This window comes from Paramixta manurensis, assembly GCF_013285385.1.
Classification (GTDB): Bacteria; Pseudomonadota; Gammaproteobacteria; order Enterobacterales; family Enterobacteriaceae; genus Paramixta; species Paramixta manurensis.
Map to the genome: position 1 here is coordinate 1,451,010 of NZ_CP054212.1, position 22,960 is coordinate 1,473,969.

Below are 22,960 nucleotides of genomic sequence, written 5' to 3' on the forward strand. Positions count from 1 at the left end.
GACATTTTGTTTGATCATCGCCATTGATCGTATAAAAAGGTCTTACTCTGTTACAGATTGCTGTTGTATTGACCAACGATCTGCGCGTTAATAGGCTAACAGGTTTTTAGTAAGCTCAATAAGAAGGTGTTATGGAAGGTATCAGTATTGCCAAACTGCTGATTATCGGTGCGTTGATCGTACTGCTATTTGGTACTAATAAGTTACGTTCGCTTGGCGGCGACTTGGGGTCGGCGATTAAGGGCTTTAAAAAGGCCATGAATGACGACGATACCTCCGCGAAGAAAGCGACCGCCGAAGATGAAGCGGCTGACCGCGTAACCCACAAAGAGTAAGCTTTACCTACCCGATAAAGCAGAAGAACCGATGGCCTGACGGCCATCGGTTCTTTTTTCTTGCCTGCGGCTTGCCGGGAAACTTATTTTACTTCCAGCCCTTTGGCCTGCATATCCGCGTGGTATGAAGAGCGAACAAACGGGCCACAGGCCGCATGGGTAAAGCCCATCGCCAGCGCTTCTTCTTTCATTTCATCGAACTCGGCTGGACTGACATAGCGTTGTACCGGTAAGTGATGGCGGCTTGGCTGCAAATATTGACCCAGGGTCAGCATAGTCACGCCATGGCGACGCAGATCGCGCATCACTTCGATAATCTCTTGGTTGGTTTCGCCAAGCCCCACCATCAAGCCTGACTTGGTTGGAATGTGTGGATGGGCTTCTTTAAAACGTTCCAGTAATTTCAGCGACCATTCATAGTTAGCGCCCGGGCGAACCTGGCGATAAACGCGTGGCACATTCTCAAGATTGTGGTTGAACACATCCGGCGGCGTTGCGGTCAAAATTTCCAGCGCACGATCCATGCGTCCACGGAAGTCTGGTACCAGCGTTTCAATTTTTATGGTGGGATTTTTTTCGCGAATAGCGCGAATGCAATCGGCAAAATGCTGAGCGCCACCGTCACGCAAATCATCGCGGTCAACCGAGGTGATCACCACATAACGCAGCCCCATATCAGCGATAGTTTGCGCTAGCTTGGCGGGTTCGTTACTGTCCGGCGTTAACGGACGACCATGCGCTACATCGCAGAACGGGCAGCGGCGAGTACAGATAGCGCCGAGGATCATAAAGGTTGCGGTGCCGTGGTTAAAGCACTCCGCGAGGTTCGGACAAGATGCTTCTTCACAAACGGAATGCAGTCCATTTTTCCGCATTGCGGCCTTAATGCCTTGAATACGGCTGGAATCAGCCGGCAGTTTTATTTTCATCCATTCCGGTTTTCTCAACAGCTCTTGCCGCTCGGTAGCCACGGTTTTTACCGGAATTAAGGCCATTTTGTCGGCGTCGCGATATTTTACGCCGCGTTCCATCACAATTGGTTTACTCATAAGCTGGCAGATCCCAGGTTAGATTGCATTGGTGGAAAAACACTACAACGCAATGCGTTGTGATGGTTTTTCAACTTTATTTGATAAATTTGCAAAAATTATATCATTTCGTCAGCGGACAATCAGCCCACTGGCGGCGGAAAGGGTTACAGAATTGTAAAGTCGCACGCACAGTCACAATGGCTCAGGCCAGTCGGTATGGCGTAATTCACTGGCTGTAATGCCTAATCCACTGATAAATTTATCGATTAATATGGGGTAAACATCGCTCAGAACGGTGCCTGGTCGTAAATCACTAAGCTGGGTCATTTCGAGGCCGGCATAGCCGCACGGATTGATACGCTGGAACGGCGTTAAATCCATATTGATGTTGAGCGCCAAACCATGAAACGAGCAGCCCTGGCGAATACGTAGGCCAAGCGAACAAATCTTTTTCTCTGCAACGTACACACCAGGGGCTTCCGCGCGCGCGCGCGCGCTCACACCGAAGTGCGCCAGCGTAGCAACCACGGTTTGTTCGAGATGAGTGACCAGTTGCCGCACGCCAAGTTTGCGGCGCTTGAGATCTATCATCACGTACATTACCTGTTGGCCCGGACCATGGTAGGTAACCTGGCCGCCGCGATCGCTTTGCACCACTGGAATATCGCCCGGCATCAGTAGGTGTTCGGCTTTACCCGCCTGACCTTGAGTGAAAACTGGCGGATGTTCTACCAGCCACAATTCATCCGGTGTATCGGCATTGCGGCAATCGGTAAATTGATGCATCGCGCGGGAAACGTCTTCCCAGTGGCGTAATCCCCACTGGCGAATAATGATGGTGTCCTGGTACAAAACGGGCTGTCCGATTGAAAAAGAGGGAATCAGTATACGAGCGGCAAAGCGCGAGAACCATTCGCGCTTTGCCGATATTGATGGTTACAGCACCATCCGTACAATCTCAATCTGGCCGAGTTCTTCGTACAGCCTCTCAACCTGTTCAATATGGGTGGCGGTGATGGTGATTGAGACTGAATGATAATTACCTTTGCTGCTCGGTTTGACATCTGGCGAGTAGTCGCCCGGCGCGTGGCGCTGCACCACTTCAACCACATGATCAACCAGCTCCGGCTGCGCCAGTCCCATTACTTTATAGGTAAATGGGCAGGGAAATTCGAGCAGTTCATTCAATTTGGTTTTCATAATGACTCCGGTGCGAAAAAAAAGACTCCCGCCAGGTGTGGGGGCGGGAGTTTACAGATAAATATTATATAGGGGCGAAAAACGGGAATTTCAACCCCTACGGCGCGGGCGGAAGCCGCACCGTGTTAGCCTTAGCCAAACCAGTGATGGAACATCAGTTTGATGTAATCCACGATACGGCTAAAGAAACCGCCTTCCGGTACTTCGTTCAGTACCACCAGCGGACGTTGCTCAATGTTTTTACCGTCTAACTGGAAATTGATATTACCCACTACCTGGTTTTTCTGTAACGGTGCGTGCAGTTCGGTATTGTTCAGCACATAGCTGGCTTTCAGATCTTTCATCCGGCCACGCGGAATGGTCAAATAGACGTCTTTGTCCACGCCTAACTGAACACGATCGCTATTACCGAACCAGACCGGTTCGGAGGCAAACTCTTTACCGGCTTTCAACGGCGCAACGGTTTCAAAGAAACGGAAGCCCCACGTCAGTAGTTTTTTACTTTCTGTCTCACGGCCCTTATAGGTATGACCGCCCATCACCGCTGAAATGAGGCGCATCTGGCCTTCCGTCGCAGATGCCACCAGATTATAGCCCGCAGCGTTAGTGTGACCGGTTTTGATGCCATCGACATTCAGGCTGGTGTCCCACAACAGACCGTTGCGGTTCATTTGACGAATGTTGTTAAAGGTAAACTCTTTCTCTTTATAAACCGAGTACTCATCCGGTACGTCGCGGATCAGCGCCTGGCCAATTAATGCCATATCACGCGCCGAGCTGTACTGACCTTCGGCATCGAGGCCATGAACCGTCTGGAAATGAGTGTTTTGTAGGCCGAGCGCTTTGACGTAGTTATTCATCAGGCCGACAAACGCATCCTGGCTGCCCGCAACATAGTCCGCCATTGCAACGCAGGCATCATTACCGGATTGCAGCACGATACCGCGCGTAAGCTGTGAAACCGGCACGCGATCGCCCGGTTTCAGGAACATCAGTGAAGAGCCCTTAAACACCGGGTTACCCGTTGCCCAGGCATCTTGCCCGACGGTCACCATATCATCCTGATGGATCTTACCGGCTTTCACCGCCTGCCCAATGACGTAGCTGGTCATCATTTTGGTCAGGCTGGCAGGATCGCGGCGTGCGTCGGCATTTTTCTCAGCCAGGACTTTCCCGGAGTTATAGTCGATCAGAATGTAAGCTTCTGCATCAATATCCGGAACGCCAGGGATCATGGTTTTCAGGTTGATGTCATCGGCAAGCGCGAAGTGACTGAGGCTGATGGCAATCAAAGAGCCCACAGTCAGGCGTTTTAGCAAACGAGAGGGTTTCAGCGTGTTCATGTTAGGGACGGCAACATCCATGGAGTTAAGTTAAAAAAAAGTGCCTTACTATAGCAAATGCTGATTTTCCAGGCACTCGACTTTCCGCATCTGTTGTTAACAGACGTTACATTTTAAGCCTGCCAGACCCGGCAGGCCTCAAGTTACATCCCGGCGTGCGAGGCAGTAACAAATGACTGCTGTTGCGCTTCATGGGCCAGGCGTTGTTGCAGTGCGGTGGCCTGCTGACGGCTGCTAAATGGCCCCAACTGGACCCGGTAAATGTTGCCGTTAGCGGAAACGGAGCCGGGTACTGCGAAGCGCTGTTTCAGCGATGCCACCCACTGGTTGGCGCGTGCGCTATCGCTTAACGCGCCGACCTGAACCACGTAGCCGCCTTGTACGGTGCCTGATGATGCGGCCGAAGCGGCGGGCGTGCTGGCGCTCACTGGCTGTGGCGAAGGTGGTGCCGATTCACTGCCTTCCAGTACGCCGGGAGGTAGTGGGGTAGCCGCACCGAGAAAACCACTGCTACGGACCGGCGCGCCGGTGGCGTCATCGCTATTCAGGGTGCTGTTATCAACCGGACGGCTATTATCTTGCGCTGCGTCTGCCGGTTGTGCTGGCGCGGCGCTGGCTGCCGATGCGCCCATCACCGTCATACCTCCGGCAATATCAGGGCGCGCGGGTAGAGCATAGCTCTGTTTCGCCACCGTGGTGCCAACCGTGCCGGGGCCGGAAAGCGAACCATCGGGCGCGACACTAATATAGTCCACACGCACACGCGTGTTATTGGAGATGTTAAGGCGATCGCCCGCCGCCCGCGACAGGTCAATAATGCGTCCCGGTGTATAAGGGCCGCGATCGTTAATTCGTACTACCAATTGACGTCCATTCGCCAAGTTCGTCACACGCACATAGCCCGGTAGCGGCAAAGTAGGATGTGCCGCGGTCAGTGCGTCCGGATCGTAAGCTTCGCCGGTGGCGGTGCGGTTACCCGCCTCTTCGCCATACCAGGTTGCGAGGCCGGTTTCGCTATAGTTCGAGGGATCCTTCACGATATGGTAAGTCTTGCCGTTGACTTTATAATCCTGGCTGGTGCCCGGGTTGATGGGTTCATAGCGCGGTTCAGCACCGCCAATTTCAACCGTCGGCCCGTTCCAGGCCGGTTGTCGCGGTGCGGGCGCCTGCTGTTCCGTAGTGGAGCAGGCGGCGAGTAACAGCGATGCTACGCTAATCCAAAGCCAATCCTTACGCATTTGAGCCTCTTAAACGCTTTTCGACAACATTTTCCGGTGAGTATGGATTGACATCACGATGCCGAATCCAGCCATAAGTACGATTAACGCAGAACCGCCATAGCTCACCAGCGGCAACGGTACGCCAACAACCGGTAAGATACCACTAACCATGCCGATGTTAACAAAAACATAAACGAACAAAATCAGCATCAGGCCACCGGCCATCACGCGCCCGAAGGTGGTTTGCGCGCGCGCGGCAATCATTAACCCACGCATAATGAGCAGCAAATAGAGCGCCAATAGAATTAACACGCCCACTAAGCCCAGCTCTTCCGCTAGTACGGCAAAAATAAAATCGGTATGGCGTTCCGGCAAAAATTCAAGTTGCGATTGTGTCCCGTGCAGCCAACCTTTGCCACGGAGGCCGCCGGAACCGATGGCGATTTTCGATTGAATAATATGGTAGCCCGCGCCGAGCGGATCGCTCTCAGGGTCGAGTAGCATCATGACACGATCGCGTTGATAGTCATGCATCAGAAAGAACCACAATACCGGGATAAAGGCGGCGATCAGTAGCACCGCCACGCCAATCAGCTTCCAGCTCATGCCCGATAGAAACAGCACAAATAACCCGGAGGCCGCAATCAAAATGGCGGTTCCAAGATCCGGTTGTGCGGCAACCAGCAGCGTAGGAAGGAAGATTAACACCAGCGCAATACCCGTATTTTTTAACGTAGGAGGGCAAATATCGCGGTTAATAAAGCGTGCGACCATTAGCGGCACCGCAATTTTAGCGATTTCCGACGGCTGGAAGCGCACAACGCCTAAATCCAGCCAACGCTGAGCGCCCTTACTGATTTGCCCGAAGGCATCTACCGCCACCAATAATATTACGCAAATAATATACAGATACGGCGCCCAGCTTTCATAGACGCGCGGTGGCACCTGCGCCAGCGCGAACATCATAATCAGCCCCATAATGATCTGGCCGACTTTGCGCTCCATCATGCCCGGATCTTGACCGCTAGCGCTCCAGATTACAAAGGCGCTATAAATCAGCAAACCAGTAATGATGATCAAAAAAACCGGGTCGATATGGATTTTGGTCCAGATCGATTTTTTCTGCGGACTATCGCTCATGGACATGTTTATTCACCTTCATAACCGGGCGGAGTGGGTGCCGCATCCGGCAATACCGTATTATTATCACCCAACATAATATGGTCGAGAATTTGACGCATTACCGTGCCCACCGCCGGGCCGGCGCCGCCGTTTTCGAGGATCATGGTGACCGCCACGCGTGGCTTATCATAAGGCGCAAAAGCGGTCATCAATTTATGATCGCGCAAACGTTCGGCAATTTTATGCGCGTTATAGGTTTCGTTCTCTTTCAGGCCAAATACTTGCGCGGTACCGGATTTGGCGGCAATTTTATACGGCGCATCGGCAAAGCTTTTGTGGGCGGTACCATTTGGACGATTAGCGACGCCGTACATTCCATCTTTAGCGATTTCCCAAAAGCCGGAATGCACATCGCCGACCGGCGTTTCCACCGGCTGGCGCCACGGCACCCACTGGGCGCTTTCACGGGTCGCGCGCAGCAAATGCGGCACTTTGATCATGCCGTCATTAATCAACGTCATCAGCGCCTTATTCATTTGTAACGGCGTTGCGGTCCAGTAACCTTGCCCAATACCGACCGGGATCGTGTCTCCCTGATACCAGGGCTTCTTAAAGCGTTTCATTTTCCAGTCACGCGTTGGCATATTGCCGGGATTTTCCTGTGGCAGATCAATGCCGGTACGTTGCCCGTAACCAAAGCGACTCATCCATTCGGAAAGGCGATCAATCCCCATGTCATACGCGACCTGATAGAAAAACGTATCGGCAGACTCTTCCAGCGCACGGGTAACATTGAGCCGCCCGTGCCCCCATTTTTTCCAGTCGCGATACCGTTTCTCTGAACCCGGTAACTGCCACCATCCGGGATCGAACAGGCTGCTATTACGGTTAATCACACCAGCGCTGAGCGCAGAAACCGCCACATAAGGCTTAACCGTTGAAGCGGGCGGGTAAGCCGCCTGGATGGCGCGGTTATACAGTGGACGGTTCTCATCATCCAGCAGAGATTTATAATCTTTGCTTGAGATACCGTCGACAAACAGATTTGGGTCATAACTCGGCGTTGACACCAACGCCAAAATTTCGCCGGTGCGCGGATCGCTCACCACTACCGCAGCACGACTTCCGGCCAGCAAGGTTTCAATGTATTGCTGTAGTTTCAGGTCAATAGTGAGATAAATATCGCGCCCGGCCTGCGGAGATTGTTCATGTAACTGACGAATGACGCGCCCACGGTTATTAACTTCCACTTCTTCATAACCGGGCTTACCGTGCAGTAATTCTTCGTAGTAGTTTTCAATACCGAGCTTACCGATGTCATGCGTGGCGGCATAGTCGGGCAACTTGCCGTCTTTATCGAGGCGCGCAACATCGCGATCGTTAATTTTCGAGACGTAGCCGACGACGTGGGTCAGCGTTTGTGCAAAGGGATAATAACGGCGTTGATAGCCTTTTACTTCTACGCCGCTAAAACGATATTGGTTTACTGCAAAGCGGGCGACTTGCACTTCATTGAGGCCAACCTTTAGCGGGATCGAGGTAAAGCGACGCGAGCGCTTGCGCTCTTTTTCAAAGTTGCTGATATCGTCATCGGTCAACTCCAGCACCGGACGCAACGCTTGCAGGGTTTGTTGCAGATTATCAACCTTCTCCGGCACTAACTCTGCCTGATAAATGGTACGGTTCAGCGCCAGCGGCGTGCCGTTGCGATCGTAGATAATGCCGCGACTGGGCGCAACGGGCACCAGTTTAATCCGGTTTTGATTGGAGCGAGTGCTGTAATCTTCAAAGCGTAAAATTTGCAGATGGTAAAGGTTAACCACCAGTACGCTTGAGAGACCCAGTATGCCGAAAAACGCAATCAGCGCCCGCCGTACGAATAACGACTGTTCGGCAGTATAGTCACGGAAAGAGTTGCGTTGTAATTTCATCCGCTGTTTTGATATCCGGTTGCCTTAGCGATTATTCACGGTGATAAGGATGATTCGCAGTAATGCTCCATGCCCGGTACAGGCTCTCGGCAACCACCACGCGCACCAGCGGATGAGGTAGCGTAAGTGCAGAAAGCGACCAGCTTTGCTCTGCGGCAGCTTTGCAGGCTGGGGCAAGCCCTTCCGGGCCGCCAATCAACAGGCTAACGTCGCGTCCATCTTGCTTCCAGCGTTCAAGCTGGTTTGCCAACTGCGGGGTTTCCCACGGCTGGCCTGGGATATCCAGCGTGACAATACGGTTGCCTTTGCCGACGGCGGCCAACATCGCTTCGCCTTCCTTTTCCAGAATGCGTTTAATATCGGCATTTTTGCCGCGTTTACCGGCGGCGACTTCGACCAGCTCTAGCGGCATATCTTTGGGAAAACGCCGTAGATACTCATCAAAGCCGGTTTGTACCCAATCGGGCATTTTGGTGCCGACGGCAACAAGCTGCAACTTCACGCATTAACCCCAGAGTTTTTCCAGTTCATACAGATGGCGGCTCTCTTCCTGCATCACATGTACGATAACGTCGCCAAGATCGACCACAATCCAGTCAGCGGCGTTCTTGCCTTCGATACCCAATGGGATTAACCCGGCGGCGCGTGATTCCTGGACAACATGGTCGGCAATGGACATCACATGACGTGTTGACGTGCCGGTGCAAATAATCATGCAATCCGTAATGCTGGATTTGCCTTGCACGTTGAGCGAGACGATATCCTGGCCTTTGAGATCATCAATCTTATCAATAACGAAATCTTGGAGTGCTTTGCCTTGCAAAAGGTTCCCCCTTGGGTATTGAGCGTGTACGTTTTTGACGGCCCGGCATTCTGGCTGTAGCAAGACGGGGCGCGTAAAAATAAGCGGCGAAGTATAGCACGGCGATGTTAGCCGCGATATAAACCGTGCTGGTTAATATAGGCGATTACTGCGGCAGGCAGTAAATCCTCGCAAGAAAGACCTAAGTGGAGACGCCGACGGATTTCAGTGGCGGACACCTCTACCTGTGGCGTGTCGGCCAGCCAAATCAGACCGGCGGGCTGGCGGTGAAGGGAAGAAATATCCGCGGCGAGATGGGTATCCAGCCAGCGTTGCAGGGCGGCGGTTTCCATCTGGGCAGAATATCCAGGGCGCTTGCAAACCAGCAAATGGCAAACATCCAGTAACGCCTGCCAACGATGCCATTTATGAAGCGACAGTAATGAATCCTGCCCGATAATAAACGCCAACGGCTGCTGTTCACCACGCTCTTCACGCAAATCTTCGAGGGTTTCAATGGTGTAAGAGGGCGTTTGACGCTGTAGTTCCCGCTGGTCAAGATTAAACAGCGGCTGGCCGGTTACCGCGAGCTTCACCATTTCCACCCGTTGGGCGGGCGACGCTTCCGGCTGTGGACGATGCGGCGGCACGTTGTTGGGCAGTAAAGTGACCTGCTGTAGGCCAACTTGTGAGGCTAACGCTTCAACCGGGCGCAGATGACCAAAATGGATCGGATCAAAAGTGCCGCCTAATAAGGCATGTAAGGGGGAGGTATCAGACATCGCAAAAACTCGTTGGGAATGCGCTATTACATAATAATAACGACAGGGCTTCCAACTGCGGCCACAAGGTTTGTCCGTAATCCTGCTTGATGGTGATTTCCAACTGAATAAGTTGTTGTATTGCCTGCTGCATGCGCTGACGGTTTATACGCGTTAGCGCCTCGCTAAACAGTGGGCGACGGTTTTGCCAGACCCGATGTTGATCGAATAGTGTGCGTAATGGCGTATTAGCCATATGGCGTTGTAACGTCAGCAGCAGTAGCAGGTCACGCTGTAGCGTACGGATCAGGATAATCGGCTCGCTATCTTCTGCCGCCAACTGGCGTAAAATATGCAGCGCCCGTTTACTTTTTCCGGCTAACAGCGCGTCAACCCAATGGAAGGGCGTAAAATGAGCGGCATCGTTAACCGCTTGTTCAACACGCGGTAACGTGAGCTTTCCGTCTGGCCACAGTAACGATAGCCGCTCCAGCGCCTGCGATAAGGCTAATAGATTCCCCTCATAGCAATAACACAGCAGTTGGTTCGCCGCATCGTCGAGCGCTAAATGCAGCGTTTTCGCGCGGGCGGCGACCCAACGCGGCAACTGGCCTTGCTCCGGCGTCATGCAAGGGACCATGACACCGTGGGCGCTCAGCGCTTTAAACCAGGCGCTGTTTTCTTGCGCTTTGGTTAACTTCGCGCCGCGCAATATCAGCAAAATATCATGATGCAGCAGAGTGGAGAGTTTGAGTAACTGCTCGCCTATTGCGCTATTTGGGCCCGCATCCGGCAGAGTCAGCAACAGTGTTTGGCGGCTGGCGAACAGGCTGAGCGCCTGACAGGTGTTGAAAATGGCGTCCCAATCGGTGTTGGCATCCAGCGCTACGCTAAAGTGTTCGCTGAAACCTTGTTGTTGTGCCGCCAGCTTTACCGCATCCTGGCTTTCTTGTAACAGCAACGGGTCGTTGCCAAGTAACAGATAACAAGCGCGCAGCCCCTCACGAAGCTGCGCGTTAAGTTGCTCAGGATAAATCCTGATCATTGCAGGCTAGACGCTGATGAACTTGAGACCTCCGGCGAGTCTTCACCCGGTGCGATGACCTCAGGTTCGGGCAACGTATCTTTGTTGTTTTCCTGCGCTGCATGAACCGTCAACAATTTACGAATAAGCTGCTCGGACGCGCGTTCACGCATTTCCTGAATAATCATATCCTGCTCGGAGTCCTTCGCCAGCGCCGCCAGCGGGTTATCAAAGAAGGAGCGATACACCGTGGTACTGATTGGGTAGATGCCTTTATTCGGGATCAATACCTGCGCGCGAATGGTCATCACCAATGAGTATTCAGCGGTTACGCCATTCTGGAACACCGAAGCGGTATCGCGCCCTTGGCTGGAACCAAGAATGCGCAACGTTGGAACGGTGGCAACTTGCCCGGCAGTGTCATTGCTGCTGCCATTCTTCGCACTGGCTGCTGCGCCATAGGCGGTACCGCTATCCGCGCTGATAACCGTACCGGTGTTAGTAGTATTGTTATCCGTAGCGATGGTTCCGGTATTAGCACTGCTCCCGGTGGTTGGGTTCCCGGTGATGCCGTCAGTCGTCGTATTGGTGGTGGTACTGATGGTACCGCCGGTGACCGTATCGCTACCCGTGTTGGATGCGCCGCCGGTACCCGTACTGCTATTGGTAGCCGTGGCGCTGGCATCGCTCGCTGAGCCGGTGCTGGTAGGGACCGCGGCATCAGATGGCAAACCATTTTTATCCACGATGGTGACGTTATTCAAACGCAACTGCTGACGAATGGTTCGTGCCAGTGGACCATACGGGTCGTTACTTTCTAACACTAACGTCCGTAACTCTTTCGGCACCTGAGTCGTGCCGCGCAGATGAAACCCACAACCGGCGGTGATCATCACCGCCATACCCACAAGTAATGTTGTAATCGGATGTCGCACAGTTCCTCCTGAACTTAACCCACAACCAGGTTAAGCAGCTTGCCCGGGACGTAAATCACTTTACGGATGGTGACGCCATCCAGATATTTTGCAACCAAGTGTTCCTGCGCAGCGCGAGCCTGAACCTGCTCCTGTGTCGCATCGGCCGGCACGGTAATTTTACCACGGACTTTACCGTTAACCTGTACCACTACCAGCAGCGAATCTTCAACCATCGCGTCCTCATCTGCTAGCGGCCACGGCGCGTTATCAATATCGCCTTCGCCGCCCAGCGACTGCCACAGGCTAAAGCAGGCATGCGGAGTGAACGGATAAAGCATACGCGTCACCGCCAATAAGGCTTCCTGCATCAACGCACGGTCCTGCTCACTTTCTTGCGGCGCGCGCAATAGTTTGTTCATCAGTTCCATGATCGCCGCAATGGCGGTATTGAACGTCTGGCGACGACCAATATCGTCAGACACTTTAGCGATGGTTTTATGCAGATCGCGACGCAACGCTTTCTGGTTATCATCCAGCGCGGCAACGTTTAGCGCGCCCACCGTGCCTTTTTCGGTGTGATCGAAGGCCAGTTTCCATACGCGTTTCAGGAAGCGGTTAGCGCCTTCGACGCCGGATTCTTGCCATTCGAGCGTCATATCCGCTGGCGAAGCAAACATCATAAACAGGCGCACCGTATCAGCACCGTAACGCTCTACCATCAGTTGTGGGTCAATGCCGTTGTTTTTTGACTTCGACATTTTACTCATACCGGCGTAAATCACCTCGCGCCCGGCGTTATCAACGGCTTTCACGATACGCCCTTTCTCATCGCGCTCAACGGTGACATCAACCGGAGAAACCCAGTTACGCTCGCCGCTAGCGCCAACATAATAGAAGGCGTCCGCCAATACCATCCCCTGACACAGCAAGCGTTTCGCCGGCTCGTCGGACGTCACCAGCCCGGCATCACGCAGCAGCTTGTGATAGAAGCGGAAATACATCAGGTGCATGATGGCGTGTTCAATACCGCCAACATATTGATCAACCGGCAGCCAGTAGTTTGCCGCGGCGGGATCAAGCATACCTTTATCGTAGTCAGGGCAGGTATAACGGGCGTAATACCAGGAAGATTCCATAAAGGTGTCAAACGTATCGGTTTCACGCAGCGCGGGCTGGCCGTTAACGGTGGTTTTCGCCCATTCCGGATCGGCCTTAATCGGGCTGGTAATGCCATCCATCACCACGTCTTCCGGCAGAATAACCGGCAGTTGATCTTCTGGCGTTGGCATAACGGTGCCATCCTCCAGCGTGACCATTGGGATCGGCGCGCCCCAGTAGCGTTGACGAGACACGCCCCAATCGCGCAGACGGTAATTCACTTTCCGCTCGCCGACGCCTTTTTCCGCCAGTTTGTTAGCAATCGCGTTGAACCCTTCATCATGGCTCAGGCCGCTAAACTCACCGGAATTGAACAGCGCGCCTTTATCCGTCATTGCAGCCGCGCTAATATCCGGCTCGCTCCCATCCAGGTTCAACACCACCGGTTTGATCGGCAGATCATATTTGGTGGCGAACTCCCAGTCGCGCTGGTCGTGTGCCGGAACCGCCATGACTGCGCCAGTGCCGTACTCCATCAACACGAAGTTCGCGACCCATACCGGCACGTTTTCTCCGCTCAGCGGATGACGGGCAAACAAACCGGTCGCCATGCCTTTTTTCTCCATCGTCGCCATTTCTGCTTCGGCGACTTTGGTATTACGACACTCGGCGATAAAATCCGCCAGCGCGGGATTGGCGGCGGCGGCCTGCGCTGCCAGCGGGTGACCTGCGGCAACCGCGACATAGGTGGCACCCATGAAAGTATCCGGGCGGGTAGTGTAAACCGTGAGTTTTTGCTCGCTATCAATCACCTCGAAGGTGATCTCCACGCCTTCGGAACGACCGATCCAGTTACGCTGCATGGTTTTCACCTGCTCCGGCCAATCTTCCAGCTTATCAAGGTCGTTGAGCAACTCTTCAGCGTAATCGGTAATTTTAATAAACCACTGGGGAATTTCTTTCCGTTCAACCTTGGTGTCGCAACGCCAGCAGCAGCCATCAATCACCTGTTCGTTAGCCAGAACGGTCATATCATGCGGACACCAGTTCACCGCCGAGGTCTTCTTATACACCAGACCTTTTTCGTACAGTTTGGTGAAGAACCATTGTTCCCAGCGGTAATACTCCGGCTGACAAGTCGCGAGTTCGCGGCTCCAGTCATAGCCAAAGCCCAGCAGTTTTAGCTGGTTTTTCATGTAGTCAATATTGTCATAAGTCCACGGTGCCGGGGCGGTATTGTTTTTTACCGCAGCCCCCTCAGCCGGAAGACCGAATGCATCCCAGCCAATGGGTTGCAGGACATTTTTACCCAACATGCGCTGATAGCGCGCAATAACATCCCCAATGGTGTAGTTACGCACGTGGCCCATATGTAGGCGGCCAGAAGGATAGGGCAGCATAGAGAGGCAGTAATATTTCTCTTTACCTTCCTCTTCGGTCACTTTAAACGTCTGTTTTTCATGCCAGTGATGCTGGACGTGGGATTCTATCTCTTCCGGGCGGTATTGCTCTTGCATGGCAGCCTGTGGTCCTTAATAAATAGCGCAAAGCGTTGATACCCGTCATCCTTCAAGCCGCATGTGCGTTAGCTTTCCTCGTTCAACCCGCTCGCTTACCGTCGTAAGCGCCCGGATGTTCACTGCGCTGCTGTCTTGATGCAACTCGAACTGTTTTGGGTATAACTATATTGGTTAAGATCCGCATAGCATAGCCGATAAGCCTTCGCAGCAACAATACTTCACGTCCATGCCGCGCGCATTTCTCTTTAAGCTGGAAGATGCCTTCCATAATTTTCATCCATTGAGCAAGTTCACGCGGCAAATCTCAGACAGAGGCTAGAATTAAACAGATAACCTACGGGAGAGAAAGGAGAAAAGATGAACAAGGTTGCTCAGTACTATCGGGAATTGCTGACTTCGCTCACCGAGCGTCTGCAAGGTGGGGAGCGTGACGTTGATGCGTTAGTTGAGCAGGGGCGCCAGCGGTTACAGGCCAGCGGTGAATTAACCCATAGCGAAGTGAATGAGGTCACGCGTGCGGTGCGGCGTGATTTAGAAGAGTTTGCCCGTAGTTATGGTGAATCTGCGGAAAATGATCTCAGCGATAGTGTGTTTTTGCGCGTCATTCGCGAGAGTATCTGGAAAGAGTTGGCGGATATTACCGACCGTAGCCAACTGGAGTGGCGAGAAGTGTTTCAAGACCTAAACCACCACGGCGTTTATCAAAGTGGCGAGGTGGTAGGCTTGGGTAATCTGGTTTGTGAAAAGTGCCAGTTTACTCGCGCCATCTATACGCCGGAGCTGCTAACACGCTGCCCTGAATGTGGGCACGACCATTTCCAGCGTCAGCCATTTGAACCGTAAGCGGGGCAGAACAGAGCCGGGCGAGAGCCCGGCTGAACGGTGGTTTAATGCAGGATTTTGGCAAGAAAATCTTTGGCGCGATCGGATTTCGGATTATTAAAGAACGCATCTTTTGGCGTGTCTTCAACAATTTTGCCTTCATCCATAAAAATGACGCGGTTAGCTACTTTACGGGCAAAGCCCATTTCATGGGTCACTACCATCATGGTCATCCCTTCGTTAGCCAGTTCGACCATGACATCCAGCACTTCATTGATCATTTCCGGATCAAGCGCTGAAGTGGGCTCATCGAACAACATCGCCACCGGGTCCATACATAGCGCACGAGCAATAGCGACACGTTGTTGCTGACCGCCGGAAAGTTGACCGGGGTATTTATTGGCATGTGTCGACAAACCTACGCGCGCCAATAATTTCTGCCCCTTCTCACGTGCCGCATCTTTATTTCGCTTCAGCACTTTAACCTGAGCTAACGTCAAATTCTCAAGAATGCTTAGGTGAGGAAACAACTCAAAATGTTGGAACACCATACCCACTTTGGCGCGGAGCTGCGCAAGGTTGGTTTTCTTGTTGGTTAACAGCGTGCCATTGACCTCTATTTCACCTTGTTGGATCGGCTCCAACCCGTTGACGGTTTTAATTAGGGTAGATTTACCGGAGCCGGACGGGCCGCATACTACCACTACTTCACCTTTTTTGACTTCGGTTGAGCAGTCGGTCAGCACCTGAAAGTGACCATACCACTTAGAAACGTTTTTCAGGGTAATCATTTAAGCCGTCCTTTTTCTTTTTAAATAGCTGACCAACAGCGATGCGCAAATACTAATGACGAAATAGACCAAACCGGCGAACAAAATCATTTCAACTTGGGTACCGTCACGTTCACCAATGGTTGAGGCGGTACGGAAAAAGTCGGCCAGGCTTAGGACATACACCAGCGAGGTATCCTGAAACAGAACAATGCCTTGCGTTAACAGCAACGGCACCATGGCGCGAAACGCCTGCGGTAGAATAATCAGCTTCATTGATTGCCAGTGCGTCATCCCCAGCGCCAACGCGGCATTGGATTGCCCGCGAGCGATGCTCTGAATACCGGCACGGATGATTTCGGCGTAATACGCCGCTTCAAATAGCGAAAAAGCGACCATCGCCGAGATGAGGCGAATATCGGTTTTCGGCGAGAGCCCAAGCACCTGTTGCAGGAAGCTGGGGACCACCAGATAAAACCACAGCAGCACCATAACCAATGGTACGGAACGGAACAGGTTAACGTACAGTTTGGCGAACCAGCTTAGTAACTTAAAGCTGGAAAGGCGCATCACGGCTAAAATGGTACCCCAAATAATGCCGAACACCACGGCGGTAAGGGTAATCTTGATGGTGATGACCATGCCTTTTAACAGCCACGGCAGGCCGGGAATAATCGAACTCCAGTCAAATTCGTACATCATTTACTCCCCATATTACCCGGTAGACGCACTTTGCGCTCAACCAGGCTCATAATCAGCATAATGACCAGGTTGATACCAATATAGGCCAGCGTAATGGCGGTAAATGACTCATAGGCGTGAGCCGAATAATCCAGCAATTTCCCGGCCTGCGCCGCCATATCGACCAAACCGATGGTAGAGGCGATCGCCGAGTTTTTGACCAGGTTAAGCATTTCGGAGGTCATCGGCGGCACAATAACGCGATAGGCATTGGGCAGTAAGACGTAGCGGTAGGTTTGCGGCAATGTCAGGCCCATCGCTAACCCGGCATTTTTTTGCCCGACCGGCAGCGATTGGATAGCCGCACGCACCTGTTCACAAACCCGCGCGGCAGTAAACAGGCCTAAACAGATCACCGAGGAAACAAAGAATTGAATATTGGGATCCAGTTCGGATTTAAACCACATCCCTAAATTTTCGCCAACCAGTTCCGGCGCCACCAGATACCAGAAAAAGAACTGGACAATCAGCGGGATATTGCGGAATAGCTCCACATAACAGGTGCCGATAGTTGAGAGTAAACGGTTGGGAACGGTACGTAGAATGCCAAAAAGAGAGCCGACCAGAAAAGCGATAATCCAGGCACACACGGAAACCGCGATAGTGACCTGAAAACCGGACCACAGCCAGCCAAGATACGTGGTGTTGCCGAACGGGGCTTGTTGAAGAAAAATGCCCCAGTTCCAGTTAATACCCATAACAAACTCCGGTAAAAAAGGGTAGCGAAGCTACCCTGAAGATTGATGAGAGGCTTCTTGTTCCGGCCGATGGGGAACGACCATCCGCCGTCTGTCTGTCCGAGCCTGTAATCAACAATCGAGAGGGCAGCGTAGGCCGCCCTTGTTTTCATTGTTAGTTCAGTGCCTTGTCATTAGGTGTTTTGAACAACGTTTTCATATCGTCGGAAAGATCGAAGTTCATATTGAGATTTTTTGGCGGAATTGGCTGCTTGAACCACTTCTCAAACCATTTTTGCGCCTGACCAGAGGTTTCTGCTTTAGCGACAGTGTCATCAACCAGCGTTTTAAAGGCTGGGTCATCTTTACGCAGCATACAGCCGTATGCTTCTTTTGATTGCGGCGTGCCGACAATTTCCCAGTTACCTGGTTTCTTCGCTTTGGCGCGCTCGCCGGCTAATAACGCATCATCCATCATAAAGGCCACCGCCCGACCGGTTTCCAGCGTACGGAACGAGTCACCGTGATCTTTAGCGCTAATAATACGCATGTTCATCTTCTTCGAATCATTCAGCTTGTTAAGCAGAATCTCTGAAGTGGTGCCGGAAGTCACCACCACTGCTTTCCCTTTCAGGTCAGCGAAGTCTTTAATCGGGCCGCCTTTTTTCACCAACAAACGCGTGCCGATAACGAAAATGGTGTCGGAAAACGCCGCCTGTTGCTGACGTTCGGCGTTGTTAGTGGTAGAACCACACTCAAAATCGTAGGTGCCGTTTTGCAGTAGTGGAATACGGTTTTGTGAGGTGATAGGTAACAGTTTCACCTGTAAATTCGGTTTGTTTAGCTTCGCTTTGACCGCATCAACGATGGCGTTCGAGTAGTCCTGAGAATAACCCACGACTTTTTGCTGACTATCGTAGTAAGAAAAGGGAACTGAGGATTCACGGTGTCCGACCACGATAACGCCACTGTCGTTAATCTTTTTCAGAGTACCGCTGAGATCATCCGCCTGGGCCACTCCGGCTGCTGCGCTGAGCAACAGAAGAGATAACGCCACTTTGCGCATCTGCATGTTCCAACTCCTTCGTTGTTTTGACGCCAACATAAAACGACGCCGATTATGATGTTGTGATTATTTGCTGCTGCTTTTCTCTGTATCCCGGCGCGTAAACCCGCTCCGAATAGTCTCTAACATAGCTGAATGTTAACGGCGTGAAACAAAAAAGTTTCTTTTTTGCGAAGTGCGCCGCACCAAATTAAAGCAATCGCTGGCCGTTTGCTCCTTCCGGGAGCATGAAAGGGCCTGGTATGGTGCAAGGTTGCATAACATCGCGTAGTAAACGCCTGACGTCAGAGAATATGCTGAGAAATAATGCAAACGGTGTGCCAATATTCGGCAAGGAGAGGCCGGGCTGAGGGCTCAGCCCGGGGGATGACAGTTAGTGCTGACGTTTAATACGCGTATTTCGCCCACTAAGCAGGGCGGCAAACCCAGCCATTAAGACGGTGATAACCCAAACCGTCCAGTTACCGGTACGGGCATAAGGTGTTAAACCACTGGTTGGCGTAACCTGCGTTTCTAATACACCGCGCGTAAATTGCGGCAATATTTTTTGCACCTCGCCATTAGCGTCAACCACCGCTGTGACGCCGTTGTTGGTGTCACGCAGCAGCGGCCGTCCCAGTTCTAACGCACGCATACGCGCCATTTGGAAATGCTGCCATGGACCGATAGAGTGGCCAAACCAGGCATCATTGGAGACGGTTAACAGGAAGTTAGTATCGGGCCGGAAGTTATCGCGTACTTGCTGGCCCAAGACAATCTCATAGCAGATAGCCGCAGTGAGGTTGTAACCCGCGACGCGTAGCTGCGGTTGGCGATAATCTCCGCGGCTAAACGAGGACATTGGCAGGTCAAAGAAGGGGGCCAACGGGCGTAGTAAGGTTTCCAGCGGAACGAACTCACCAAACGGGACTAAATGGTTTTTCTGGTAGCGATTATCGCTATTGTAGTCGTAGGGTTGTTCGCCGCCGAGTACAATAACCGAGTTATAGTCGTGATAGCGGTTGCCCTCCAGACGAGAGTCGACAATGCCGGTTACCAGGCTGCTGCCCTTGGCGCGCAGTTCGGCGTCCAGCGAACGCAAGAAGGGTTGTTGATTCACTTCCAGGTCAGGAATGGCCGATTCCGGCCAAATAATGATTGGCGCTTTGCCGATCAATGGCTGCGATGCCTGGTTATAAATACGTAGCGTATTGATTAACTCGTTAGGATCCCACTTAAGCGATTGTGGAATATTCCCCTGGACTAATGCGACATTAACCGTACGCGCAGGCTGCGGCTGATACCAGGTGATATAGCGTAGCGGCCACAGCAACAGGAGTAGCGCTGCGGCACCAATCGCTGGCAGCGGGCGCCGCTGTATGATGGTGTACGCGATCAACCCGGCAATGGCCATCAGCACCAGCGTAATCAGTTCAACGCCAAAAATGGGCGCCAGACCTTTAAGCGGGCCATTGATCTGGCTGTAGCCGAACTGAAGCCACGGAAAGCCGGTCAATACCCAGCCGCGTAAAAACTCGGTAATTTGCCAAATAACCGGCGCGGCAAGGACCAGGCGTAGCGCGCTTGTTTTGGGGCACAGACGGTTCAGTACTGCGGCGAATAATAGCGGGTAGAGTGCCAGATATGCCGCCAGCAAGATCACCAGAAAAACGTTAACCGGACCTGGCATACCGCCAAAAGTGGCGATGCTGACGTAGACCCAGTTGACGCCGCTGCCAAATAGCCCCAGCCCCCAGGCAAACCCCAACGCTGCCGCCTGGCGGGTGGAGCGATTAAGCGTGACCAGTTGCAAACCGAGCAGCGAGATCAGTGCCGCAGGCCAAAAATCATAAGGTGAAAATGCAAGGGTGCCAACGGCACCGGTTATTAACGCCAGCAGTAAACGACTGCGCTGACGCTGTAAGAAAGAGGCAGTAGCCATAGATGAATTATTCGTCCAGTGTGGGTTGGGGCGCGTTTTCCGGTATCGTAACGTGGACCTGGATGATACGACGACTATCCGCCATCGCAACTTTAAACTGGTAACCCTCTATGTCGATGCTTTCACCACGTGCCGGCAGGTGACCGAAGCCCTGCATGACTAACCCACCGATGGTATCAACCTCTTCATCACTGAATTGCGTGTCGAACACCTCGTTAAAATCCTCAATCGGCGTTAGCGCACGCACGGTGTAGGTATGACGGCTCAGTTGGCGAATATCACGATCTTCTTCATCGTCATATTCGTCTTCAATTTCGCCGACAATCAGCTCCAAAATATCTTCAATAGTCACCAGACCGGAGACACCGCCAAACTCATCAATCACAATCGCCATGTGGTAGCGCTGAGAGCGAAACTCTTTCAGCATACGGTCAACACGCTTACTTTCTGGCACCACCACTGCCGGGCGCAACACTTTTTCCATACTGAACGGTTCAGATTCGCTGCTCATAAACGGCAACAAATCCTTCGCCATCAGAATCCCCTCAACATGATCTTTATCTTCGCTGATCACCGGAAAACGCGAATGCGCCGACTCGATGATAACTTCGAGGCATTCATCCAGTGTTTGATTGCGTTTTAAGGTAATCATTTGCGAGCGGGGGATCATAATGTCACGAACGCGCTGTTCGGCAATATCCATGACACCTTCCAACATGTCACGGGTATCTTGGTCGATCAGTTCGTTCTGCTCAGAATCACGGATCAGTTCCAGTAAATCCTCACGGTTTTTGGGCTCCCCGTGGAAGAGTTGGTTAAGAATGAGGGAAAAAAATCCCTTTTTACTACCAGGACTGTCGCTGTTTTGTGAATGGTCGTCGCTCATGGCGTTTTAGTTTTGGTCTCTCTATTAAAATTCAGGCTGCCGACAAACAAAGTCGGCAGATAATCGGCCGGCTAGCCGGGCCGCTTACGGATTTTCCGGCGTTTCTTTCTCCGAAATGTACGGATCGGAATAGCCGAGGGCAAGCATTATCTCGGTTTCCAGCGCTTCCATCTCTTCGGCTTCATCATCGTCAATATGATCGTAACCCAACAGATGCAAACTGCCATGAATCACCATATGCGCCCAGTGCGCGTCTGGCTGTTTTTCCTGTTGCTGAGCTTCTTGCTCAACAACTTGACGGCAAATAACTAAATCACCCAGTAACGGGAGTTCAATACCGGGCGGCGCTTCAAAAGGAAATGACAGCACATTGGTCGGCTTATCTTTTCCGCGATACGTCAGATTAAGGTGGTGGCTTTCCGCTTCATCAACGATGCGGATAGTGACTTCGCTTTCTGCCTGGAATTTTGGCAGCACCGCTTCCAGCCAGCGCTGAAAGTCCGCTTCCGCCGGTAATCCGGCGGCTGATTCACTGGCAATCTGAAGATCGAGCATTACATTACTCATTTCGGATCCTGGGCAGTTTGCGCCGCCAGCGCTTCACGTTTACGCTCTTCCGCCAGTTTATCACGGCGTTTTTGATCTGCTTCTTCCCAAGCCTCATAGGCCGTCACAATCCGTGCTACCACCGGATGACGAACCACATCTTCACTATGGAAGAAATTAAAGCTAATCTCATCCACTTCGGACAGGACTTCGATGGCATGACGCAGCCCGGATTTCAGGTTGCGCGGTAAATCGATCTGCGTGACATCACCGGTGATGACCGCTTTGGAGTTAAAGCCAATACGTGTCAGGAACATCTTCATCTGTTCGATGGTGGTGTTCTGGCTTTCATCAAGGATGATAAACGCATCATTTAACGTGCGCCCACGCATATAGGCCAGCGGCGCAACTTCAATGACATTACGCTCCATTAGCTTTTCTACGCGTTCGAAGCCCAGCATTTCAAACAACGCGTCATACAAAGGGCGGAGATACGGGTCCACTTTCTGGCTTAAATCACCAGGCAGGAAACCGAGTTTCTCACCGGCCTCTACCGCCGGGCGTGTCAGCAAAATACGGCGAATTTCCTGGCGCTCCAGGGCATCCACCGCCGCCGCTACCGCCAGATAGGTTTTCCCCGTACCGGCAGGGCCGATTCCGAAAGTAATATCGTTGTCGAGAATATTGGCGATGTATTGCGCCTGGTTAGGCGTGCGTGGCTTGATGACGCCGCGCTTGGTTTTGATGTTTACCGCTTTGCCGTACTCCGGCACGCTCTCCGCGCTTTGTTCCAACACGCGGCTCTCTTTAATTGCCAAATGGATTTGTTCCGGCTCAATATCCGGCGTTTGACCACGTACCGGCGCGGTATCGACATACAGATCGCGTAGAATATCTGCGGCCGCATTTACACACAGCGCACGGCCTGCCAGTTTAAACGTGTTGTCGCGGCGGTTAATTTCGATGCCCAGACGGCGTTCAAGCTGTTTTACATTATCGTCAAACGGACCGCACAGACTCAGTAACCGGCGATTGTCCGCAGGTTCTAATACGATTTCACGAGTTTCAATATTCAAACTAATCCTTTGGGTCACTCAGGGCCAGGTTGAGAGGATAACAAGGGTGTTTGTCGTTTGCTTAAAATAATGTGCGACGACAAGTGCCAGAAGGGATATTTGGGCGCTGGTTTCATAAACCAAGTGTAGCAAAATGAAATTGCGCGGCGAG

The 22,960-nt window shown here is 52.3% G+C and carries 22 protein-coding genes and 2 pseudogenes; 2 read left to right on the forward strand and 22 right to left on the reverse strand.

What is annotated here, in order from left to right:
• The first annotated feature begins 131 nt into the window (after nt 1–131).
• Nucleotides 132–335, forward strand: a complete 204-nt coding sequence (gene tatE, locus PMPD1_RS07070; protein WP_173633373.1) for a twin-arginine translocase subunit TatE — start codon at nt 132–134, stop codon at nt 333–335.
• Nucleotides 336–418: 83 nt separating this feature from the next.
• Here the strand turns inward: tatE and lipA are convergent, their stop codons facing one another.
• The 14 genes and pseudogenes from lipA to leuS all read right to left on the reverse strand — a co-directional run bounded on the left by lipA (nt 419) and on the right by leuS (nt 14,301).
• The gene (gene lipA, locus PMPD1_RS07075) at nt 419–1,384 is read right to left on the reverse strand and encodes a lipoyl synthase (RefSeq protein WP_173633374.1); all 966 of its coding nucleotides are present in this window, start codon (nt 1,382–1,384) and stop codon (nt 419–421) included.
• 174 nt (nt 1,385–1,558) lie between these two features.
• Entirely contained in the window at nt 1,559–2,218 is a 660-nt protein-coding gene (gene lipB, locus PMPD1_RS07080; protein WP_173633375.1) for a lipoyl(octanoyl) transferase LipB, read from the reverse strand.
• 84 nt (nt 2,219–2,302) lie between these two features.
• The gene (gene ybeD / locus PMPD1_RS07085) at nt 2,303–2,566 is read right to left on the reverse strand and encodes a DUF493 family protein YbeD (protein ID WP_173633376.1); all 264 of its coding nucleotides are present in this window, start codon (nt 2,564–2,566) and stop codon (nt 2,303–2,305) included.
• 131 nt (nt 2,567–2,697) lie between these two features.
• Complete coding sequence (dacA, locus tag PMPD1_RS07090) at nt 2,698–3,909, reverse strand: D-alanyl-D-alanine carboxypeptidase DacA (RefSeq protein ID WP_173633377.1); 1,212 nt, start codon at nt 3,907–3,909, stop codon at nt 2,698–2,700.
• 143 nt (nt 3,910–4,052) lie between these two features.
• A complete protein-coding gene (rlpA, locus tag PMPD1_RS07095) occupies nt 4,053–5,147 on the reverse strand; it encodes an endolytic peptidoglycan transglycosylase RlpA (protein ID WP_173633378.1) in 1,095 nt (364 codons plus the stop codon).
• 9 nt (nt 5,148–5,156) lie between these two features.
• Nucleotides 5,157–6,269: a peptidoglycan glycosyltransferase MrdB gene (gene mrdB / locus PMPD1_RS07100; protein ID WP_173636142.1), complete on the reverse strand. Its 1,113-nt coding sequence runs from the start codon at nt 6,267–6,269 to the stop codon at nt 5,157–5,159.
• 8 nt (nt 6,270–6,277) lie between these two features.
• On the reverse strand, nt 6,278–8,182 hold the full coding sequence (gene mrdA, locus PMPD1_RS07105; RefSeq protein WP_173633379.1) for a peptidoglycan DD-transpeptidase MrdA: 1,905 nt from the start codon (nt 8,180–8,182) through the stop codon (nt 6,278–6,280).
• A 31-nt stretch (nt 8,183–8,213) separates the two neighbouring features.
• Nucleotides 8,214–8,684: a 23S rRNA (pseudouridine(1915)-N(3))-methyltransferase RlmH gene (rlmH, locus tag PMPD1_RS07110; protein ID WP_173633380.1), complete on the reverse strand. Its 471-nt coding sequence runs from the start codon at nt 8,682–8,684 to the stop codon at nt 8,214–8,216.
• Between the two features lie 3 nt (nt 8,685–8,687).
• Entirely contained in the window at nt 8,688–9,005 is a 318-nt protein-coding gene (gene rsfS, locus PMPD1_RS07115) for a ribosome silencing factor (protein ID WP_173633381.1), read from the reverse strand.
• A gap of 107 nt (nt 9,006–9,112) precedes the next feature.
• The gene (gene nadD / locus PMPD1_RS07120) at nt 9,113–9,766 is read right to left on the reverse strand and encodes a nicotinate-nucleotide adenylyltransferase (RefSeq protein ID WP_173633382.1); all 654 of its coding nucleotides are present in this window, start codon (nt 9,764–9,766) and stop codon (nt 9,113–9,115) included.
• Complete coding sequence (gene holA / locus PMPD1_RS07125) at nt 9,759–10,790, reverse strand: DNA polymerase III subunit delta (protein WP_173633383.1); 1,032 nt, start codon at nt 10,788–10,790, stop codon at nt 9,759–9,761. Before holA ends, nadD begins: the two co-directional genes overlap by 8 nt.
• A pseudogene (lptE, locus tag PMPD1_RS07130) lies at nt 10,787–11,167 on the reverse strand (LPS assembly lipoprotein LptE); the annotation flags it as partial. The pseudogene lptE and the gene holA, both read right to left, overlap by 4 nt.
• Before the next feature lie 321 nt (nt 11,168–11,488).
• Nucleotides 11,489–11,671: pseudogene (locus tag PMPD1_RS07135) on the reverse strand (LPS assembly lipoprotein LptE); the annotation flags it as partial.
• A gap of 47 nt (nt 11,672–11,718) precedes the next feature.
• Entirely contained in the window at nt 11,719–14,301 is a 2,583-nt protein-coding gene (gene leuS, locus PMPD1_RS07140) for a leucine--tRNA ligase (RefSeq protein ID WP_173633384.1), read from the reverse strand.
• Between the two features lie 360 nt (nt 14,302–14,661).
• On the opposite strand from leuS, the gene PMPD1_RS07145 reads away from it, so the two are divergent.
• Nucleotides 14,662–15,147: a zinc ribbon-containing protein gene (locus tag PMPD1_RS07145; protein WP_173633385.1), complete on the forward strand. Its 486-nt coding sequence runs from the start codon at nt 14,662–14,664 to the stop codon at nt 15,145–15,147.
• Between the two features lie 44 nt (nt 15,148–15,191).
• Here the strand turns inward: PMPD1_RS07145 and PMPD1_RS07150 are convergent, their stop codons facing one another.
• The 8 genes from PMPD1_RS07150 to PMPD1_RS07185 all read right to left on the reverse strand — a co-directional run bounded on the left by PMPD1_RS07150 (nt 15,192) and on the right by PMPD1_RS07185 (nt 22,809).
• On the reverse strand, nt 15,192–15,917 hold the full coding sequence (locus tag PMPD1_RS07150) for an amino acid ABC transporter ATP-binding protein (RefSeq protein WP_173633386.1): 726 nt from the start codon (nt 15,915–15,917) through the stop codon (nt 15,192–15,194).
• Complete coding sequence (gltK, locus tag PMPD1_RS07155) at nt 15,918–16,595, reverse strand: glutamate/aspartate ABC transporter permease GltK (RefSeq protein ID WP_173636143.1); 678 nt, start codon at nt 16,593–16,595, stop codon at nt 15,918–15,920. It lies immediately after the preceding gene.
• Nucleotides 16,595–17,335: an amino acid ABC transporter permease gene (locus tag PMPD1_RS07160; protein ID WP_173633387.1), complete on the reverse strand. Its 741-nt coding sequence runs from the start codon at nt 17,333–17,335 to the stop codon at nt 16,595–16,597. Before PMPD1_RS07160 ends, gltK begins: the two co-directional genes overlap by 1 nt.
• Nucleotides 17,336–17,489: 154 nt before the next feature.
• Nucleotides 17,490–18,386 (reverse strand): amino acid ABC transporter substrate-binding protein, encoded by an 897-nt coding sequence (locus PMPD1_RS07165; protein WP_173633388.1) that lies wholly within the window; start codon nt 18,384–18,386, stop codon nt 17,490–17,492.
• Nucleotides 18,387–18,753: 367 nt separating this feature from the next.
• A complete protein-coding gene (lnt, locus tag PMPD1_RS07170; RefSeq protein ID WP_173633389.1) occupies nt 18,754–20,301 on the reverse strand; it encodes an apolipoprotein N-acyltransferase in 1,548 nt (515 codons plus the stop codon).
• Nucleotides 20,302–20,308: 7 nt separating this feature from the next.
• Complete coding sequence (corC, locus tag PMPD1_RS07175) at nt 20,309–21,187, reverse strand: CNNM family magnesium/cobalt transport protein CorC (protein WP_173633390.1); 879 nt, start codon at nt 21,185–21,187, stop codon at nt 20,309–20,311.
• An 84-nt stretch (nt 21,188–21,271) separates the two neighbouring features.
• Nucleotides 21,272–21,754, reverse strand: coding sequence for an rRNA maturation RNase YbeY (ybeY, locus tag PMPD1_RS07180; RefSeq protein WP_173633391.1), 483 nt, complete (start codon nt 21,752–21,754; stop codon nt 21,272–21,274).
• Complete coding sequence (locus PMPD1_RS07185; RefSeq protein ID WP_173633392.1) at nt 21,751–22,809, reverse strand: PhoH family protein; 1,059 nt, start codon at nt 22,807–22,809, stop codon at nt 21,751–21,753. Before PMPD1_RS07185 ends, ybeY begins: the two co-directional genes overlap by 4 nt.
• Between the last annotated feature and the right edge of the window lie 151 nt (nt 22,810–22,960).

What these genes read in the sequence shown, in the direction of transcription:
- tatE (WP_173633373.1), top strand. Translation starts at nt 132, where the DNA reads ATGGAAGGTATCAGTATTGCCAAACTGCTGATTATCGGTGCGTTGATC.
- lipA (WP_173633374.1), bottom strand. Translation starts at nt 1,384, where the DNA reads ATGAGTAAACCAATTGTGATGGAACGCGGCGTAAAATATCGCGACGCC.
- ybeD (WP_173633376.1), bottom strand. Translation starts at nt 2,566, where the DNA reads ATGAAAACCAAATTGAATGAACTGCTCGAATTTCCCTGCCCATTTACC.
- dacA (WP_173633377.1), bottom strand. Translation starts at nt 3,909, where the DNA reads ATGAACACGCTGAAACCCTCTCGTTTGCTAAAACGCCTGACTGTGGGC.
- rlpA (WP_173633378.1), bottom strand. Translation starts at nt 5,147, where the DNA reads ATGCGTAAGGATTGGCTTTGGATTAGCGTAGCATCGCTGTTACTCGCC.
- mrdB (WP_173636142.1), bottom strand. Translation starts at nt 6,269, where the DNA reads ATGAGCGATAGTCCGCAGAAAAAATCGATCTGGACCAAAATCCATATC.
- mrdA (WP_173633379.1), bottom strand. Translation starts at nt 8,182, where the DNA reads ATGAAATTACAACGCAACTCTTTCCGTGACTATACTGCCGAACAGTCG.
- nadD (WP_173633382.1), bottom strand. Translation starts at nt 9,766, where the DNA reads ATGTCTGATACCTCCCCCTTACATGCCTTATTAGGCGGCACTTTTGAT.
- holA (WP_173633383.1), bottom strand. Translation starts at nt 10,790, where the DNA reads ATGATCAGGATTTATCCTGAGCAACTTAACGCGCAGCTTCGTGAGGGG.
- leuS (WP_173633384.1), bottom strand. Translation starts at nt 14,301, where the DNA reads ATGCAAGAGCAATACCGCCCGGAAGAGATAGAATCCCACGTCCAGCAT.
- PMPD1_RS07145 (WP_173633385.1), top strand. Translation starts at nt 14,662, where the DNA reads ATGAACAAGGTTGCTCAGTACTATCGGGAATTGCTGACTTCGCTCACC.
- PMPD1_RS07150 (WP_173633386.1), bottom strand. Translation starts at nt 15,917, where the DNA reads ATGATTACCCTGAAAAACGTTTCTAAGTGGTATGGTCACTTTCAGGTG.
- gltK (WP_173636143.1), bottom strand. Translation starts at nt 16,595, where the DNA reads ATGTACGAATTTGACTGGAGTTCGATTATTCCCGGCCTGCCGTGGCTG.
- PMPD1_RS07160 (WP_173633387.1), bottom strand. Translation starts at nt 17,335, where the DNA reads ATGGGTATTAACTGGAACTGGGGCATTTTTCTTCAACAAGCCCCGTTC.
- PMPD1_RS07165 (WP_173633388.1), bottom strand. Translation starts at nt 18,386, where the DNA reads ATGCAGATGCGCAAAGTGGCGTTATCTCTTCTGTTGCTCAGCGCAGCA.
- lnt (WP_173633389.1), bottom strand. Translation starts at nt 20,301, where the DNA reads ATGGCTACTGCCTCTTTCTTACAGCGTCAGCGCAGTCGTTTACTGCTG.
- corC (WP_173633390.1), bottom strand. Translation starts at nt 21,187, where the DNA reads ATGAGCGACGACCATTCACAAAACAGCGACAGTCCTGGTAGTAAAAAG.
- ybeY (WP_173633391.1), bottom strand. Translation starts at nt 21,754, where the DNA reads ATGAGTAATGTAATGCTCGATCTTCAGATTGCCAGTGAATCAGCCGCC.